The 14,972-nt window shown below is 73.3% G+C and carries 12 protein-coding genes; 7 read left to right on the top strand and 5 right to left on the bottom strand.

The genetic code is table 11. The annotated features are described in order from the left end of the window. Positions 1 to 143: 143 nt before the first annotated feature. Together ACIBCJ_RS13505 and ACIBCJ_RS13500 are read left to right on the top strand one after the other, a co-directional pair. Positions 144 to 4,058 carry a glycoside hydrolase family 2 TIM barrel-domain containing protein gene (locus ACIBCJ_RS13505; RefSeq protein WP_365978103.1) on the top strand — a complete coding sequence of 1,305 codons (3,915 nt, stop codon included), beginning with the start codon at positions 144 to 146 and terminating at the stop codon, positions 4,056 to 4,058. Between the two features lie 39 nt (positions 4,059 to 4,097). Continuing rightward, the gene (locus ACIBCJ_RS13500) at positions 4,098 to 4,976 is read left to right on the top strand and encodes a DUF72 domain-containing protein (protein WP_365978102.1); all 879 of its coding nucleotides are present in this window, start codon (positions 4,098 to 4,100) and stop codon (positions 4,974 to 4,976) included. On the opposite strand, the gene ACIBCJ_RS13495 is transcribed toward ACIBCJ_RS13500, so the two are convergent. Then, on the bottom strand, positions 4,957 to 5,319 hold the full coding sequence (locus ACIBCJ_RS13495) for a metalloregulator ArsR/SmtB family transcription factor (RefSeq protein ID WP_133889307.1): 363 nt from the start codon (positions 5,317 to 5,319) through the stop codon (positions 4,957 to 4,959). The genes ACIBCJ_RS13500 and ACIBCJ_RS13495 overlap by 20 nt on opposite strands. 85 nt (positions 5,320 to 5,404) lie before the next feature. On the opposite strand from ACIBCJ_RS13495, the gene ACIBCJ_RS13490 reads away from it, so the two are divergent. The 4 genes from ACIBCJ_RS13490 (at position 5,405) to ACIBCJ_RS13475 (ending at position 10,502) form a co-directional block, all read left to right on the top strand. Then, the gene (locus tag ACIBCJ_RS13490; RefSeq protein ID WP_365978101.1) at positions 5,405 to 7,312 is read left to right on the top strand and encodes a heavy metal translocating P-type ATPase; all 1,908 of its coding nucleotides are present in this window, start codon (positions 5,405 to 5,407) and stop codon (positions 7,310 to 7,312) included. Between the two features lie 91 nt (positions 7,313 to 7,403). Continuing rightward, the gene (locus ACIBCJ_RS13485; protein WP_365978471.1) at positions 7,404 to 8,891 is read left to right on the top strand and encodes an AlkA N-terminal domain-containing protein; all 1,488 of its coding nucleotides are present in this window, start codon (positions 7,404 to 7,406) and stop codon (positions 8,889 to 8,891) included. Positions 8,892 to 8,919: 28 nt separating this feature from the next. Further along, positions 8,920 to 9,414, top strand: a complete 495-nt coding sequence (locus tag ACIBCJ_RS13480) for a methylated-DNA--[protein]-cysteine S-methyltransferase (protein WP_362093586.1) — start codon at positions 8,920 to 8,922, stop codon at positions 9,412 to 9,414. A 236-nt stretch (positions 9,415 to 9,650) separates the two neighbouring features. Continuing rightward, positions 9,651 to 10,502 (top strand): LLM class flavin-dependent oxidoreductase, encoded by an 852-nt coding sequence (locus ACIBCJ_RS13475; protein WP_365978470.1) that lies wholly within the window; start codon positions 9,651 to 9,653, stop codon positions 10,500 to 10,502. 22 nt (positions 10,503 to 10,524) lie between these two features. On the opposite strand, the gene ACIBCJ_RS13470 is transcribed toward ACIBCJ_RS13475, so the two are convergent. Both ACIBCJ_RS13470 and ACIBCJ_RS13465 read right to left on the bottom strand, forming a co-directional pair. Continuing rightward, on the bottom strand, positions 10,525 to 11,250 hold the full coding sequence (locus ACIBCJ_RS13470) for a Sir2 family NAD-dependent protein deacetylase (RefSeq protein ID WP_365978100.1): 726 nt from the start codon (positions 11,248 to 11,250) through the stop codon (positions 10,525 to 10,527). 40 nt (positions 11,251 to 11,290) lie between these two features. Then, the gene (locus ACIBCJ_RS13465; RefSeq protein WP_365978099.1) at positions 11,291 to 11,785 is read right to left on the bottom strand and encodes an NUDIX hydrolase; all 495 of its coding nucleotides are present in this window, start codon (positions 11,783 to 11,785) and stop codon (positions 11,291 to 11,293) included. A 183-nt stretch (positions 11,786 to 11,968) separates the two neighbouring features. Here ACIBCJ_RS13465 and ACIBCJ_RS13460 point away from each other — a divergent pair, with 183 nt between their 5' ends. Continuing rightward, on the top strand, positions 11,969 to 13,111 hold the full coding sequence (locus tag ACIBCJ_RS13460) for a glycerate kinase (protein ID WP_365978469.1): 1,143 nt from the start codon (positions 11,969 to 11,971) through the stop codon (positions 13,109 to 13,111). 262 nt (positions 13,112 to 13,373) lie between these two features. Here the strand turns inward: ACIBCJ_RS13460 and pssA are convergent, their stop codons facing one another. Together pssA and ACIBCJ_RS13450 are read right to left on the bottom strand one after the other, a co-directional pair. Then, positions 13,374 to 14,156 (bottom strand): CDP-diacylglycerol--serine O-phosphatidyltransferase, encoded by a 783-nt coding sequence (gene pssA, locus ACIBCJ_RS13455; protein ID WP_003972511.1) that lies wholly within the window; start codon positions 14,154 to 14,156, stop codon positions 13,374 to 13,376. A gap of 58 nt (positions 14,157 to 14,214) precedes the next feature. Further along, entirely contained in the window at positions 14,215 to 14,871 is a 657-nt protein-coding gene (locus ACIBCJ_RS13450) for a phosphatidylserine decarboxylase (protein WP_362093596.1), read from the bottom strand. Between the last annotated feature and the right edge of the window lie 101 nt (positions 14,872 to 14,972).

Genomic DNA, 14,972 nt, shown 5'->3' with positions numbered 1-14,972 from the left:
AATTGATTCGGTTCTGTTCGAGTCCTAGGGTGACCCTGATCCAGTAGTCACCGCGTCACCCGCAGTTGAGTTCGCCCCACCGCCAACTGCGTTCGAAGCACCGTGTGTTGAGCCGCCCCCGAAGCCCACGGAAGGCCACGGTCATGCCGCACTCTCCCGCGTCACCCACCCAGTCTCCGGCCCGTCCGCCCCGCCCGGTCGTCAGCCGGCGCCGCCTCCTGGAGGGCGGGGCCGCCGTCCTCGGCGCGTTCGCCCTCTCCGCGTCGCCCGTCACCGCGCACGCGGCCGGACGGCGAGCGGCGGCCGACGAGTCCCCGGAGTGGAACGACTTCGGAGTCTTCCGGCTCGGCACCGAACCACCGCACGCCACGCTCACGCCCTACGAGAACGTCGAGCAGGCCCGCGCCGGTGACCGCGCCCGCTCGCCCTACCGGCTGAGCCTGGACGGCACCTGGAAGTTCGCCTACGCCGACCGCCCCGAGGACCGAGACGCCGACTTCCACCGCACCGACGTGGACGACGGGGCCTGGGAGACCATCCCGGTCCCGTCCGTGTGGCAGCTGCACGGCCACGACTTCCCCATCTACCTGAACATCACCTACCCGTACTGGGGCCCCAACGGGCTCGGCGAGGAACCGCAGCCGCCCGCCGCGCCGACCCGCTACAACCCGGTCGGCCAGTACCGGCGCACCTTCACCCTGCCCCGCCACTGGAAGGGCCGCCGCACCTTCCTCCACTTCGAGGGCGTCAAGTCCGCGCACTACGTGTGGATCAACGGCGAACTGGTCGGCTACGACGAGGACTCCTACACGCCCTCCGAGTACGACGTCACCGACCACCTCAAGCCCGGCACCAACCAGATCGCCGTCGAGGTCTACCGCTACTCCGACGGCGACTGGATGGAGGACCAGGACATGATCCGGCTGAGCGGCATCTTCCGCTCGGTCCACCTCTACTCCACCCCCGCCGTGCACCTGCGCGACTTCAAGCTGGACACCCCGCTCGACGCCGACTACACCGACGCCGAGCTGGCCGTCACGGCGAGTGTGCGGGCCTACGGCGAGGGCGGCACCGGCCGCTACACCGTGGAGACCCAGCTCTACGACGCGCGCGGCCACGCCGTCTGGTCCCGGCCGCTGAAGCAGCCCGTCGACGTCGGCGAGGCACGCGCGGGCGAGGACGTCACCGTACGGGCCGCGAAGGCCGTGCCGAAGCCCGCGCTCTGGTCCGCCGAACACCCGAACCTCTACACGGCCGTACTGCGCCTGCGCGACCCCGCCGGGAAGGTGACGGAGACCCTGTCCCACCGGGTCGGGTTCCGCGAGTTCGCGCTCAAGGACGGCCTGATGCGGATCAACGGCGAGCCGGTGTCCTTCCGCGGCACCAACCGCCACGAGATGCACCCCTCCCGCGGCACCGCCCTCACCCGGGAGGACATGGTCGAGGACATCAGGATCATCAAGCGGATGAACATCAACAGCGTCCGCACCTCGCACTACCCCAACAACCCGTACTGGCTGGAACTGGCCGACGAATACGGCCTCTACCTCGTCGACGAGACCAACCTGGAGACCCACGGCATCCGCGACGAGTACCCCGGCGACCATCCCGACTGGACCGCCGCCTGCGTGGCCCGCGCCCAGAACATGGTGCACCGCGACAAGAACCATCCCTCCGTCGTCATCTGGTCGCTGGGCAACGAGGCGGGCGGCGGCTCCACCTTCACCGCCATGCACGACTGGATCCGCTCCTACGACACCACCCGCGTCATCCAGTACGAGGGCGACGACCGCCCCGGCGTCAGCGACATCCGCTCGGAGATGTACGACAGCCCGCAGCGCGTCGAGCAGCGCGCGAACGACACCTCCGACACCCGGCCGTACGTCATGATCGAGTACGCCCACTCGATGGGGAACTCGACGGGCAACTTCAAGAAGTACTGGGACGTCGTGCGCGCCCACGACGTGCTCCAGGGCGGCTGGATCTGGGACTTCGTCGACCAGTCCCTGTACACGCCCGTCCCCGCCCGCACCCTGCTCACCGAGGCCGGACCCGCGCAGCTGCGCGGCGAGATCCTCGCCACCCGCGGCACCCTCGACCGCGACCGGGGCCTGTCCGGCATCACCGTCTTCGAACGCGACGACAGCCTCGACCTCACGGGTTCGCTCACCCTGGAAGCCTGGATCACCCCGCACGTGACGGGCTACCACCAGCCGATCCTCGCCAAGGGCGACACCCAGTACGCGCTGAAGCAGAACGGCCGGACCCTGGAGTTCTTCATCCACTCCGCGGGGCAGTGGATCACCGCGAACTGGACCGTGCCGGACGACTGGACCGGCCGCGAGCACCACCTCGCCGGCGTCTTCGACGCGGACGCCGGGACCCTGACCCTCCACGTCGACGGCGTCGAACGGGCCACCCGCACCACCGACCGGCGCCCCAGCAGCAACACCGCGCCCCTGTCGCTCGCCACCGACGCCGACCAGCAGGTACGTGAGTTCAGCGGCACCATCCGGCGCGCCCGCCTCTACGCCCGCGCCCTCGGCGCCGCCGAACTGGCCTCCGAGAACCGCGGCCCCGGCGACGACGGCGTGCGGTTCTGGTTCGACGCCGCGACCGTGAAGGCCGAGAAGAAGCGGCCCGGGGACAAGACGTTCCTCGCCTACGGCGGCGACTGGGGCGACAACCCCAACGACGGCGCCTTCGTCGCGGACGGCATCGTCACCGCCGACCGCGGCCACACCGGCAAGGCCGCCGAGGTCAAGCGCGTCTACCAGGCGGTCAACGCCGCTCGCGGCACCGGCGGCGGCCCGGGCGCCGTCACCCTCACCAACGAGTACCTCTTCACCCACCTGCGCGAGTTCGACGGCCACTGGGAACTCGTCGCCGACGGCCAGGTCGTACGGCGGGGGAAGCTGACCCGGGACCAGTTGGACGTGGCACCGCGGTCGAGCAAGGACATCACCGTCCCCGTAAGCCTGCCGGACCACCCGGAACCGGGCACCGAGTACTTCCTGCACCTCTCCTTCACCACCAAGGAGACCACCCCGTGGGCGAAGGCCGGCTTCGAGGTGGCCCGGCAGCAGCTTCCCGTCGAGGCCGGCGCGCCCGCCGTGACCCCGGCCCGCCCGACGGGCCTGCCCGCCCTGCGCCACGAGGACCGCGACCGCGACGTCCGGGTCACCGGCAAGGGCTTCTCGGTCACCGTCGACAAGCGCACCGGCACCATCACCTCCTACGAGGCGAAGGGCACCCGCCTGATCACCTCGGGGCCCGTGCCCAACTTCTGGCGCGCGCCCACCGACAACGACAAGGGCAACGGCCAGCACACCCGCAACCAGACGTGGCGCGACGCGGGCGCCCGCCGGAAGGTCACCGGCGTCGCCGTGCGCGCGCTCGGCGACCGGGCCGTCGAGATCAAGGTCACCGGCACGCTGCCCACCTCGGTGGAGTCCGCGTACGGCACCACCTACACGGTGTTCGGCAACGGCGAGATCAAGGTCGACAACACCCTGCACCCGGGCGCCGCGACCCTGCCGTACATTCCCGAGGTCGGCACGATGCTCCTCCTGCCGGGCCACCTCGACCGCGTGCACTGGTACGGCCGCGGCCCCGAGGAGAACCACTGGGACCGCAACGACGGTACGGACGTCGGCCTGTACTCCGGGACCGTCGCCGAGCAGTGGACGCCGTACATCCGCCCGCAGGAGAACGGCAACAAGACCGACGTCCGCTGGATCGCCCTCACCGACCGCCACGGCGTCGGCCTGCTGGCGTCCGGCGAACCCCTGCTGGAGGCCAACGCCTCGTACTTCACACCCGAGGACCTGTCGGCCGGCGTACGGCACGACTACCAGCTCACCCCGAGGGACGAGGTCGTCCTGCGCCTGAACCACCGTCAGATGGGCGTCGGCGGCGACAACAGCTGGGGCGCGCACACCCACGACGAGTTCAAGCTCTTCGCCGACCGGGACTACGCGTACACCTACCGGCTGCGTCCGCTCACCGACGTCCGTGACGCGACGCGCCTCTCACGGCGGCCGACGGCGACCGAGTAGCGGCGGATCGGGACGGGAGCCCGGGGTAACCGGGCTCCCATGGGTGACATTCTGGTCGGGGCGTGCTCGTGGACGGACCGGCAGCTCGTGGCGAGCGGCTGGTACCCGCGCGGACGCCGGGACGCCGAAGGGCGGCTGCGGCACTACGCGTCGCGGCTGCCCGTCGTCGAAGTGGACGCCGGGTACTACGCGTTGCCCAGCCGCCGCAACAGCGAGCTGTGGGTGGAGCGCACGCCGGAGGCTTTCCGCTTCGACGTCAAGGCGTTCTCGCTGCTGACCGGCCACCCGACGCGTGCCGAGTCCCTCCCCGCCGACCTGCGCGGGAACGGGCGCGGGTGGCTCGGCCGCGGGCAGGCGAGCGACGCGCTGCTGGACGAGGTGTGGGGAAGGTTCGCCGAAGCGGTCGAACCGCTGCGCGCTGCCGGGCGGTTGGGCGCCGTGCTGTTCCAGTTCCCGCCGTGGTTCGCACCCGGCGCCTGGGCCGAGGCGGCCCTCGACGCCTGCGTGCGGCGGGCGGAGGGCTGGCCGCTCGCGGTGGAGTTCCGGCACCCGGGCTGGTGGGAGGCGGAGCAGGCGGAGACCACCCACGCCCTGCTCACCGCTCTGGGAACCTCGGCCGTCGGCACCGACATGGCGCAGGGCCTGCCGGCTTCCCTGCCGCCCGTCGTGCCGGTCACCCGGCCCGCCCTCGCCGTCGTCCGATTCCACGGACGCAACCCGGCGTGGGGGAGGGGCACCAAGGAGGAGCGTTTCCGCCACGACTACGACGTGAGCGAACTCGCCGCCCGGGTGCCCCGGCTGCGGCGCGCGGCCGGCCTGGCGGACGAACTGCACGTGCTGTTCAACAACTGCTGCGCGGACGCCGCCGTGCGGGCGGCCGAGACCATGCGGGGACTGCTCACCGCGCCGTGTCGCTGATGCCCAGCCGCAGGTGCTCCACGTGGAACACGGCCTGGTCGAGCAGCTCGGCGACGTGGTGGTCGTGCAGGGCGTACACCACCGAACGGCCCTTGCGCTCGCCCACCACCAGACCGAGGTTGCGCAGCAGCCGCAGCTGGTGCGAACAGGCCGACTGCTCCATGCCCACCTCCGCCGCCAACTCGGTCGCGGGGAGCGGTCCTTCGCGCAGCCTGGCCAGGATCAGCAGCCTCGACGGCGTGGACAGGGCCTGGAGTGTCGTGGCGACCTTCGCGACGTTGTCCGCGTCCAGGCGCACCCGCCCGGCGGCGTCCTGCGCGGTGGTGGCGGCTCCGTGACCCATGCGGTCATCTTACGCACCCGCCACCGGCACACGAACGGATGAACGAAGGGGATGAACAGATGAATCAGTCTTCATGTGTTCCTGTATGGTGTGCCGCGTGTCCACCACCCTCGCCCCCGCTCCGCGGACCGCGCCCCCCTCCCCGCGCGCACCCCGCCGCCGCACCCGCGTCCTCGCCCTGCCGGAGGCCCGGTGGGCGCTCGCGTCGCTGGCCGCGTTCCTCCTCGCCCTGCCGCTGGACCTCGGCGGCGCACCCGCCTGGGCGTACGGCCCGCTGTACGCGGTCGCCTACGCCGCCGGCGGCTGGGAGCCCGCGCGCGAAGGCCTGCACGCGCTGCGCGGGAAGACCCTGGACGTCGACCTGCTGATGATCGTCGCGGCGCTCGGCGCGGCCGCCGTCGGGCAGGCACTCGACGGCGCCCTGCTGATCGTCATCTTCGCGACCTCCGGCGCCCTGGAGGCCCTGGCCACCGCCCGCACCGCCGACTCCGTGCGCGGCCTGCTCGACCTCGCCCCCACCACCGCGACCCGCCTGCGGGACGGCGGCGAGGAGACCGTCCCCACCGCCGACCTCGCCGTCGGCGACCTGCTCCTGGTCCGGCCGGGTGAGCGGATCGGCGCCGACGGCACCGTCGTCGAGGGCACCGGCGAGGTCGACCAGGCCACCGTCACCGGCGAGTCCCTGCCCGCCCTCAAGCGCCCCGGCGACGACGTCTTCGCCGGGACCCTGAACGGCACCGGCGCCCTGCGCCTGCGCGTCGGACGGGATCCGTCCGACTCCGTCATCGCCCGGATCGTCACCCTGGTCGAGGAGGCGTCCCGCACCAAGGCGCCGACCCAGCTGTTCATCGAGAAGATCGAGCAGCGCTACTCGGTCGGCGTGGTCGCCGCCACCCTCGCGGTGTTCGGCATCCCCCTCGCCTCCGGCACGGGCCTCACGGACGCCCTGCTGCGCGCCATGACCTTCATGATCGTCGCCTCGCCGTGCGCCGTCGTCCTCGCGACGATGCCGCCCCTGCTGTCCGCCATCGCCAACGCCGGGCGGCACGGCGTCCTGGTCAAGTCGGCGGTCGCCATGGAACGCCTCGGCGAGACCGACACCGCCGCCCTCGACAAGACCGGCACCCTCACCGAGGGCACCCCCGAGCTGACCGCCGTACGCCCCTCGCCCGGGTGCGGCGTCGACGAGGACGCCCTCCTCGCTCTCGCCGCCGCGGCCGAGCACCCCAGTGAGCACCCGCTGGCCCGCGCGATCGTGAGCGCCGCCCGTGCCAGGGGGCTGCACCTCGCGCCCGTGGACGACTTCACGGCGGCTCCCGGCCGCGGGGTGACGGCGGTGATCGACGGGCGTACGGTGCACGTCGGCCGAGCCGACACCCCGCAGGGCGCCGAGACCACCGTCCGCGTCACCCGCGACGGCGTCCTCCTGGGCACCCTCGCCCTCACCGACCGCCTCCGCGCCGACGCCGCGCCCGCCACCGCCGCGCTCACCGCCCTCACCGGCACCGCCCCCGTGCTGCTCACCGGCGACCACGCGGCCGCCGCGGCCCGCGTCGCCGACGCGACCGGCATCACCGACGTCCGCGCCGGCCTGCTGCCCGAGGACAAGGTGGAGGCCGTACGGGAGCGGGCCGGGCGCAAGGTGCTCTTCGTCGGCGACGGCGTCAACGACGCCCCGGCGCTGGCCGCCGCGCACGCAGGCGTCGCCATGGGCCGGGCCGGCTCCGACCTGGCCCTGGAAACCGCCGACGCCGTCGTCGTCCGCGACGAGCTGACGGCCGTACCCGCCGTCGTACGGCTCTCCCGGCGCGCACGCCGGCTGGTCGTGCAGAACCTCGCCGTCGCCGGCGCCTTCATCACCGTCCTTGTCCTGTGGGACCTCCTCGGCCACCTTCCGCTGCCGCTCGGCGTGGCGGGCCACGAGGGCTCGACCGTACTGGTCGGCCTGAACGGCCTGCGGCTGCTGCACGAGTCGGCCTGGCGGCAGGAGTGATCCGCAAGAGCGCAGCACGCGTGACGTCCATGTCGGATTCCCGCCAGCTCCCGGCCGTCCCGCAGGCCATCCTGGAGACATGCAGACGGGAATGCACACCGACACCGAGCGCTGCGTGCGCGCCGTGCAGTCGAAGGACGCGCGCTTCGACGGCTGGTTCTTCACGGCCGTCCTGACCACCCGCATCTACTGCCGGCCCAGCTGCCCGGTGGTGCCGCCCAAACCCGGCAACATGACGTTCTACCCGAGCGCGGCGGCCTGCCAGCAGGCCGGGTTCCGGGCCTGCAAACGCTGCCGCCCCGACACCAGCCCGGGCTCTCCCGAGTGGAACCGGCGCGCCGACCTCACCGCCCGCGCCATGCGGCTGATCGCCGACGGCGTCGTGGACCGGGAGGGCGTCCCCGGCCTCGCCGCCCGCCTCGGCTACAGCACCCGCCAGGTCGAGCGCCAGCTCCTCGCCGAACTGGGAGCGGGCCCCCTCGCCCTCGCCCGTGCGCAGCGCGCCCAGACCGCCCGGCTGCTGATCGAGACCACCCCGCTGCCCATGGCCGACGTCGCCTTCGCGGCCGGGTTCGCCTCCGTCCGCACCTTCAACGACACGGTCCGCGAGGTCTACGCGCTCTCCCCGAGCGAACTGCGCACCCGCGCCCCCCGGAACCGCCCCGCCCCCGGCACCGCGTCGAGCACGAGCCCCGGCGCCCTCACCCTCCGCCTCCCGTTCCGCGCCCCGCTCAACCCCGACAACCTCTTCGGCCACCTCGCCGCCACCGCCGTACCCGGCGTGGAGGAGTGGAGGGACGGCGCGTACCGGCGCACCCTGCGCCTCCCGTACGGTCACGGCATCGTGGCCCTCACCCCGAACCCCGACCACGTCGCCTGCCGCCTCACCCTCAGCGACCTGCGCGACCTGACCGTCGCCATCAGCCGCTGCCGGCGCCTGCTCGACCTGGACGCCGATCCGACGGCGATCGACGACCAGCTGCGCGCCGACCCGCTGCTCGCGCCGCTCGTCGACAAGGCGCCCGGCCGACGCGTCCCGCGCACGGTCGACGAGGAGGAGTTCGCGGTATGGGCCGTGCTCGGCCAGCAGGTGTCCACCGCCGCCGCCCGGACCCATGCCGCGCGCCTGGTCGCCGCGCACGGCGACCCGGTGGACGACCCCGAGGGCGGGCTGACGCACCTCTTCCCCTCGACCGGGGCGCTGGCGGCGGTGGACCCGGAGACGCTGGCGATGCCCAGGACCCGCCGCACCACCTTCACCACCCTGGTCGCCCGTCTGGCCGACGGCTCGGTCGGCCTGGGCGTCGAGAGCGACTGGGCCGAGACCCGCGCCCGGCTTCTCGGTCTGCCCGGCTTCGGTCCCTGGACCGCCGACGTCATCGCCATGCGCGCCCTCGGCGACCCCGACGCCTTCCTCCCCACCGACCTCGGCATCCGCCGTGCCGCCGCGGAACTGGGCCTGCCCTCCACCCCGGCCGCGCTCACCGCCCGGTCGGCGGCCTGGCGGCCCTGGCGGGCGTACGCCGTCCAGTACCTGTGGGCGACCGACGACCACCCGATCAACTTCCTGCCCGTATGAGCCCGTCCGAGGAGCCGGAGCCACAACCGTGAAACAGCACACCGTGATCGACAGCCCCTACGGCGCACTCACCCTGGTCGCCGAGGACGGCGCCCTGTGCGGCCTCTACATGACCGACCAGCGCCACCGCCCCGCCGAGGAGACCTTCGGCGTACGCGACGAACGCCCCTTCGCCGAGGCCGAGGAGCAACTGGAGGCCTATTTCGCCGGCGAACTGAAGGACTTCACCCTCGGCCTGCGACTGAACGGCACCCCGTTCCAGCGCACGGTCTGGGAGCAGCTCCGGAAGATCCCGTACGGCGAGACCCGCGGCTACGGGGAACTCGCCGCCGCCCTCGGCAACCCGGCCGCCTCTCGTGCGGTGGGCCTCGCGAACGGCCGCAACCCGGTCGGCATCATCGTCCCCTGCCACCGCGTCGTCGGCGCGAACGGCGACCTCACGGGGTACGGCGGCGGCCTGGAACGCAAGCGGCGCCTGCTGGACTTCGAACGGGGGGCGGCGGCACCGGACCGGTTGTTCTAGGAAGCTCGGGCGGGGCCTGGCGGAGCCGGACGGGGGCCGGGCGGGGTCCGGGCGGCTCCGGGGAAACCGCGTTGCCCGGGCGCCGCACCGCCCGTTACGCTCATCGCACTTCGAAGACCAAGCTCTCCCGAACGATGCCGCAGATGGGGAGCAGGCCCGCGCACAGCAGCCCGGGGCCACGGAGGGGCGGCGCCCCTGTTCCGTCATGCCCTCCGGAGGACTGCTCCATGGATCCCCTGCACATCGGCCTCGGCCTGCCCGTCGACAACCCCGCCCTGCTGCCGAGCTGGGCGCGCCGCGCCGACGCGCTCCCCTTCAGCATGCTCGGTCTGCTCGACCGGCTCGTCTTCGACAACCCCGAACCCCTGATCACCCTCGCCGCACTCGCGGGCGCCACCTCCCGCATCCGCCTGCAGACCGAGGTGCTGATCGCGCCCGTCCACAACACCGCGCTGCTCGCCAAGCAGACGGCGACCCTCGACCGGCTGTCGGGCGGCCGCTTCACGCTCGGCATCGGAGTCGGCGGGCGGGCCGACGACTGCCTCGCCGCCGGCATCGACCTCCACCGCCGGGGCCGCCGCCTCGACGAGCAGATGACCCTGCTGCGCCGCACCTGGGCGGGTGAACCGTACGCCCCGGGCGCCGGACCCATCGGCCCCCGGCCCGCGACGCCCGGCGGACCGCCGGTGCTCTTCGGGGGCTTCGTCCCGGCCGCCCTCGAACGGGTCGGCCGCTTCGGCGACGGCTTCCTCGGCGCCGCGCTGCCCGCCGCGCACATGGCCGGCCTGTTCCGCCAGGTCGAGGAGGTCTGGCGCACGTACGACCGCGCCGGCCGGCCGCGCCTGGTCGCCCAGGCGAGCGTCGCCCTCGGCCCCGACGACACGGTGGAGCGGGCCCGGCACAACCTCGGCGACTACTACGCCTTCACCGGGCGCGCCGAGTACATGACCAAGGGCCTGCTCACCACCGCCCGGGACATCCGCGCGGCCGTCGACGCCTTCCGGGACATCGGCGCGGACGAGGTCGTGCTGTACTGCTGGGCCTCGGACGTCGACCAGGTCGACCGCCTCGCGGACGCCCTGTTCTGACCGGCCGGGCGGACGCCGCGGTTCAGCCCAGCCCGCGCAGCAGCCCGGGCAGAGCCGTACCGATGGGCTCCCGCACGACCTCGGCGGCCAGGTCGTCGTACGGCGTCGGCTCGGCGTTGACGACGACCAGGCGGGCCCCGTGGCCGACGGCCACACCGGCCAGCCCGGCGGCGGGCTCCACCTGGAGGCTGGTCCCCACGGCGACGAACACCTGACAGGCCTTGCTGACGGCGACCGCCTCGCCCAGGACCACCGGGTCGAGGCGCTCGCCGAACATCACGGTCGCCGGTTTGAGGATGCCGCCGCACTCCAGGCACGGCGGGTCGTCCACACCGGCGTCGATCCGGGCCAGGGCGTCCGCCATAGGCCCCCGAGCCCCGCACGCGGTGCACACGCAGGCGCGTGCGCTGCCGTGCAGTTCGAGGGCCTTGCGGGCGGAGATCCCGGCGCGCTGGTGCAGTCCGTCCACGTTCTGCGTGATCACCCGGACCGGCACCCCGCGCCGCTCCAGCTCGGCCACCGCCCGGTGCGCCGCGTTCGGCTCGGCGTGCAGGGCGGCGGTGTCGCGCCGCATCCGCCACGAGCGCCGTCTGATCTCCGGATCGCCCATGTAGTACTCGTAGGTCACGAGCTTCTCGGCCTCCGGGTCGCGCCGCCACAGCCCGTTCGGGCCGCGGTAGTCGGGGATGCCGGAGTCGGTCGAGACTCCGGCACCGCTGAGGATGGCGACGAGGGGTTTGCCGGTCATGCGGCCGAGGGTAGGCGCCGGGCCGGCGGGCGGCGAACGGTTATCGGTCGACCCGGACGCCGTTCTCCAGCTCCGCCGTGCCGGAGCCCGCCGCCAGCACGTCCAGCGCCGCCAGCACCCGGCCGTGGAGTGCGCCGAGCAGGTGGTCGCCGAGTTCCCCGCGCGGCACCAGCCGCCAGGACAGCAGCTCCTCCTCCTGCAACCGGATCGCCTTGAGGTCGTCCTCGGACAGCACGCCGCCGTCGTACAGGTACGCCACGATCGGGGGCCTGCCCGGCCCGGTCGCCCAGTCCACCGCGAGCAGCCGGCCGACCCGCACGTCCAGCCCCACCTCTTCGAGCGTCTCCCGCCACGCGCCCCGCCGCGGGCTCTCCCCCTCGTCGGACTCGACCGTCCCGCCGGGCAACGTCCACCCTTCGCGGTAGTTGGGCTCGACGAGCAGCACACGTCCGTCGCCGTCCCTGAGGACCGTGGCGGCACCGGCCAGCACACGGGGCAGACCGGCGATGTAGGCGGCGTAATCAGGAGAGGTCATCCCGGAAGCGTAACGAGCCCGGGGACCCGGAAACAGGAGGCCACGTGCGCGGCCCGGCCGGTTCCACGGTGTGGGCAGGGCATGACGGCGCGGGTGTCCTCCGGTTAGGGTCGCAGCGGCGCGACTGCCTTGACGTGCGCAAGGCTCGGAGAGCAAGGGGAGATCAAGGTGGCTGACGCTGCTGTGGACGGGGCCCGCCGGGTGCTCGTCGCCGCGGACAAGTTCAAGGGGTCGCTGACGGCCGTCGAGGTCGCCGAGCGCGTCACGGCCGGACTGCGCCGTGTCGTGCCGGACGTCCTGGTCGAGGCGCTGCCCGTCGCCGACGGCGGCGACGGCACGGTGGCCGCCGCGGTCGCGGCCGGTTTCGAACGCCGCGAGGTACGGGTCGCCGGGCCCCTCGGTGACGAGGTGACGGCGGCGTACGCGCTGCGCGGGGACACGGCCGTCGTGGAGATGGCCGAGGCCAGCGGCCTCCAGCGGCTCCCGGAAGGCGCCCTCGCGCCGCTCACGTCGTCCACGCACGGCTCGGGCGAGCTGCTGCGGGCCGCGCTGGACGCGGGGGCGCGGACCATCGTGTTCGGCGTCGGCGGCAGCGCCACCACGGACGGTGGCGCCGGGATGCTGGCCGCGCTGGGCGCTCGGTTCCTGGACGCTGACGCGCGGCCCGTCGGTCCGGGCGGAGGCGGGCTCGCCGCCCTGGCCTCGGCCGACCTGTCCGGCCTGGATCCGCGGCTGTCCGACGTGGAGCTGGTGCTGGCGAGCGACGTCGACAATCCGCTGACCGGCCCCAAGGGCGCCCCGGCGGTCTACGGCCCGCAGAAGGGCGCCTCGCCGGACGACGTGACGGCCCTGGACGCGGCCCTCGGGCACTTCGCGAAGGTGCTGGAGCAGACGGACGGCGTGGGAGCGCGGGCCGCCGAGTACGCCGCGTCCCCGGGCGCGGGCGCGGCGGGCGGCATCGGGTTCGGCGCGATGCTGCTCGGGGCGCGGTTCCGGCCCGGCATCGAGGTGATGCTGGACGTGCTGGGCTTCGCGCCGGCGCTGGAGCGGGCGGACCTGGTGATCACCGGGGAGGGCTCGCTGGACGAGCAGACCCTGCACGGGAAGGCCCCGGCGGGGGTCGCCGCGGCGGCGCGGGCCGCGGGCAAGGAGGTCGTCGCGGTGTGCGGGCGGCTGGCGCTGCCCGCGGAGGTGCTGGGGCGGGCCGGGATCCGGCGGGCGTATCCGCTGACGGATGTGGAACCGGACGTCGCCAAGTGCATCGCGGATGCGGGGCCGATCCTGGAGCGGGTGGCGGAGTCGATCGCGCGGGACTTCGTCGCGTAGGGGAGACTCGCCCCCGCCGCCCCTTCCCGTTCCCGACCCTGGGGGCTTCGCCCCCAGACCCCCTGTCGGCCCTGAACGGGCCTCGTCCTCAAACGCCGGACGGGCTGGAAACGTCACCTCTCTCCCCACCGAGTCGGGTGGTGGGTGGGCACAGGCCCGGGGGTCTGGGGGCGGAGCCCCCAGGGACGCCCGCACCGACACCGGGCGCCCGAACAAGCGGAGGGCCCCGAACCCAACCAGGTTCGGGGCCCTCAAGACGCCGTCACGGCAATTGCGCCGCCCGCGCCTCCCGCCGGTTGTCACGGAAGTTGTTCACCCGCCGAGCCGTCGCGAACAGCGGGATCACCGCCCCCATCACCAGCTGCAACGCACACCCCGTCTGGAGCAGCAGCTGCCCGCTGGGCGCGTCGAAGGCCCAGCCGGCCAGCAGACCCATCGACAGCACGATCCACGACAGCATCGCCACCGCGAGGCGCCCCCGGGGCTTCGGGTACTCGACGCGGCTCACCATCAGCCAGGCGGTGCCGAGGATCGCCAGGAGCGTCGCCACGAAGGGCAGCTCCAGCAGCACGATGGAGACCACCGTGAGCGCACCGAACGGCGAGGGCATGCCCTGGAACGTGCCGTCCTTGACGGTCACGCACGAGAACCGCGCGAGCCGCAGCACCACCGCCAGCAGCACCACGATCGCCCCGACCGCCGCCACGCGCTGGTACGCGTCGTCCGCGACCATGCCGTAGACGAGGACGAAGTACGCCGGCGCGAGCCCGAAGCTGATCAGGTCGGAGAGGTTGTCCAGCTCCGCGCCCATCGGCGAGCTGCGCAGCTTGCGGGCGACCAGACCGTCGAACAGGTCGAAGATCGCCGCGCACAGCATCAGGATCACCGCGGTGGCCGCGCTGTGCCGGGCCATGCCCGACTCGTCGCTGCCCATGAGGTGCGGGATGAGGATGCCGGTGGTGGTGAAGTACACCGCCATGAAGCCGCAGGTGGCGTTGCCGAGCGTCAGGGTGTCCGCTATCGACAGGCGGAGCGAGAGCGGCATCTCCTCCTCGTCGTCCATCTCCTCGGCCTCCGGTACCCATCCGGCCTGGGTCTGTGGATCAATCACGGTCAATGCGAGTCACCCCAGCCACCGTCTTCTGCCCCACTTCGACGTCGACATCCACGCCCTCGGGCAGGTACAGGTCGACGCGGGAGCCGAAGCGGATCAGACCGACCCTCTCGCCCTGCTCGACCTTCGTGCCCTGCGGCACGTACGGGACGATGCGGCGGGCGACCGCGCCGGCGATCTGGATCATCTCGATGTCACCGAGCTCGGTGTCGAAGTGCCACACGACGCGCTCGTTGTTCTCGCTCTCCTTGTTGAAGGCGGGAACGAAGCCACCGGGAATGTGCTCGACGGACGTCACCGTGCCCGCCAGCGGGGCGCGGTTGACGTGGACGTTGAGCGGGCTCATGAAGATGGCGACGCGGGTGCGACCGTCCTTCCACGGCATGATGCTCTGCACCACACCGTCGGCGGGCGAGATGACCCGGCCCCGGGTGATCTCGCGCTCGGGGTCGCGGAAGAACCACAGCATCCCCGCCGCGAGCGCGGTGGCGGGGACGGCGACGGCCTTGGCGGCGCCGGAACGGCGGGACCGGAGGAGGCTGACGGCTGCGGTGGCGACGGTCGGCAGAAGCCACGGCGATGCTCCGCGCGCGAGGCGTACGCCGGCGAGGCTGTCGCGAGGTGCAGAGGTTTGGCTGTGGGGCATGGATGACCTTCGTAGCGGATGATGCCGCGCTCTGACGGGGGACGGCGGCTTTCCGGCGATCGTAGCGGCTCCGCGCCGCAACTGGGTAAGCCAGGAAGCCG

The sequence above is a fragment of the Streptomyces sp. NPDC051136 genome, assembly GCF_044455745.1.
Lineage (GTDB): Bacteria > Actinomycetota > Actinomycetes > Streptomycetales > Streptomycetaceae > Streptomyces.
Note: the sequence above shows the minus strand (reverse complement) of the source record. Positions and strands in the feature narration are given on the sequence as shown.

Coding starts and splice junctions, on each gene's coding strand:
- ACIBCJ_RS13505 (WP_365978103.1), top strand. CDS start 144: ATGCCGCACTCTCCCGCGTCACCCACCCAGTCTCCGGCCCGTCCGCCC.
- ACIBCJ_RS13500 (WP_365978102.1), top strand. CDS start 4,098: ATGGGTGACATTCTGGTCGGGGCGTGCTCGTGGACGGACCGGCAGCTC.
- ACIBCJ_RS13495 (WP_133889307.1), bottom strand. CDS start 5,319: ATGGGTCACGGAGCCGCCACCACCGCGCAGGACGCCGCCGGGCGGGTG.
- ACIBCJ_RS13490 (WP_365978101.1), top strand. CDS start 5,405: ATGGTGTGCCGCGTGTCCACCACCCTCGCCCCCGCTCCGCGGACCGCG.
- ACIBCJ_RS13485 (WP_365978471.1), top strand. CDS start 7,404: ATGCACACCGACACCGAGCGCTGCGTGCGCGCCGTGCAGTCGAAGGAC.
- ACIBCJ_RS13470 (WP_365978100.1), bottom strand. CDS start 11,250: ATGACCGGCAAACCCCTCGTCGCCATCCTCAGCGGTGCCGGAGTCTCG.
- ACIBCJ_RS13465 (WP_365978099.1), bottom strand. CDS start 11,785: ATGACCTCTCCTGATTACGCCGCCTACATCGCCGGTCTGCCCCGTGTG.
- pssA (WP_003972511.1), bottom strand. CDS start 14,156: ATGCCGCTCTCGCTCCGCCTGTCGATAGCGGACACCCTGACGCTCGGC.
- ACIBCJ_RS13450 (WP_362093596.1), bottom strand. CDS start 14,871: ATGCCCCACAGCCAAACCTCTGCACCTCGCGACAGCCTCGCCGGCGTA.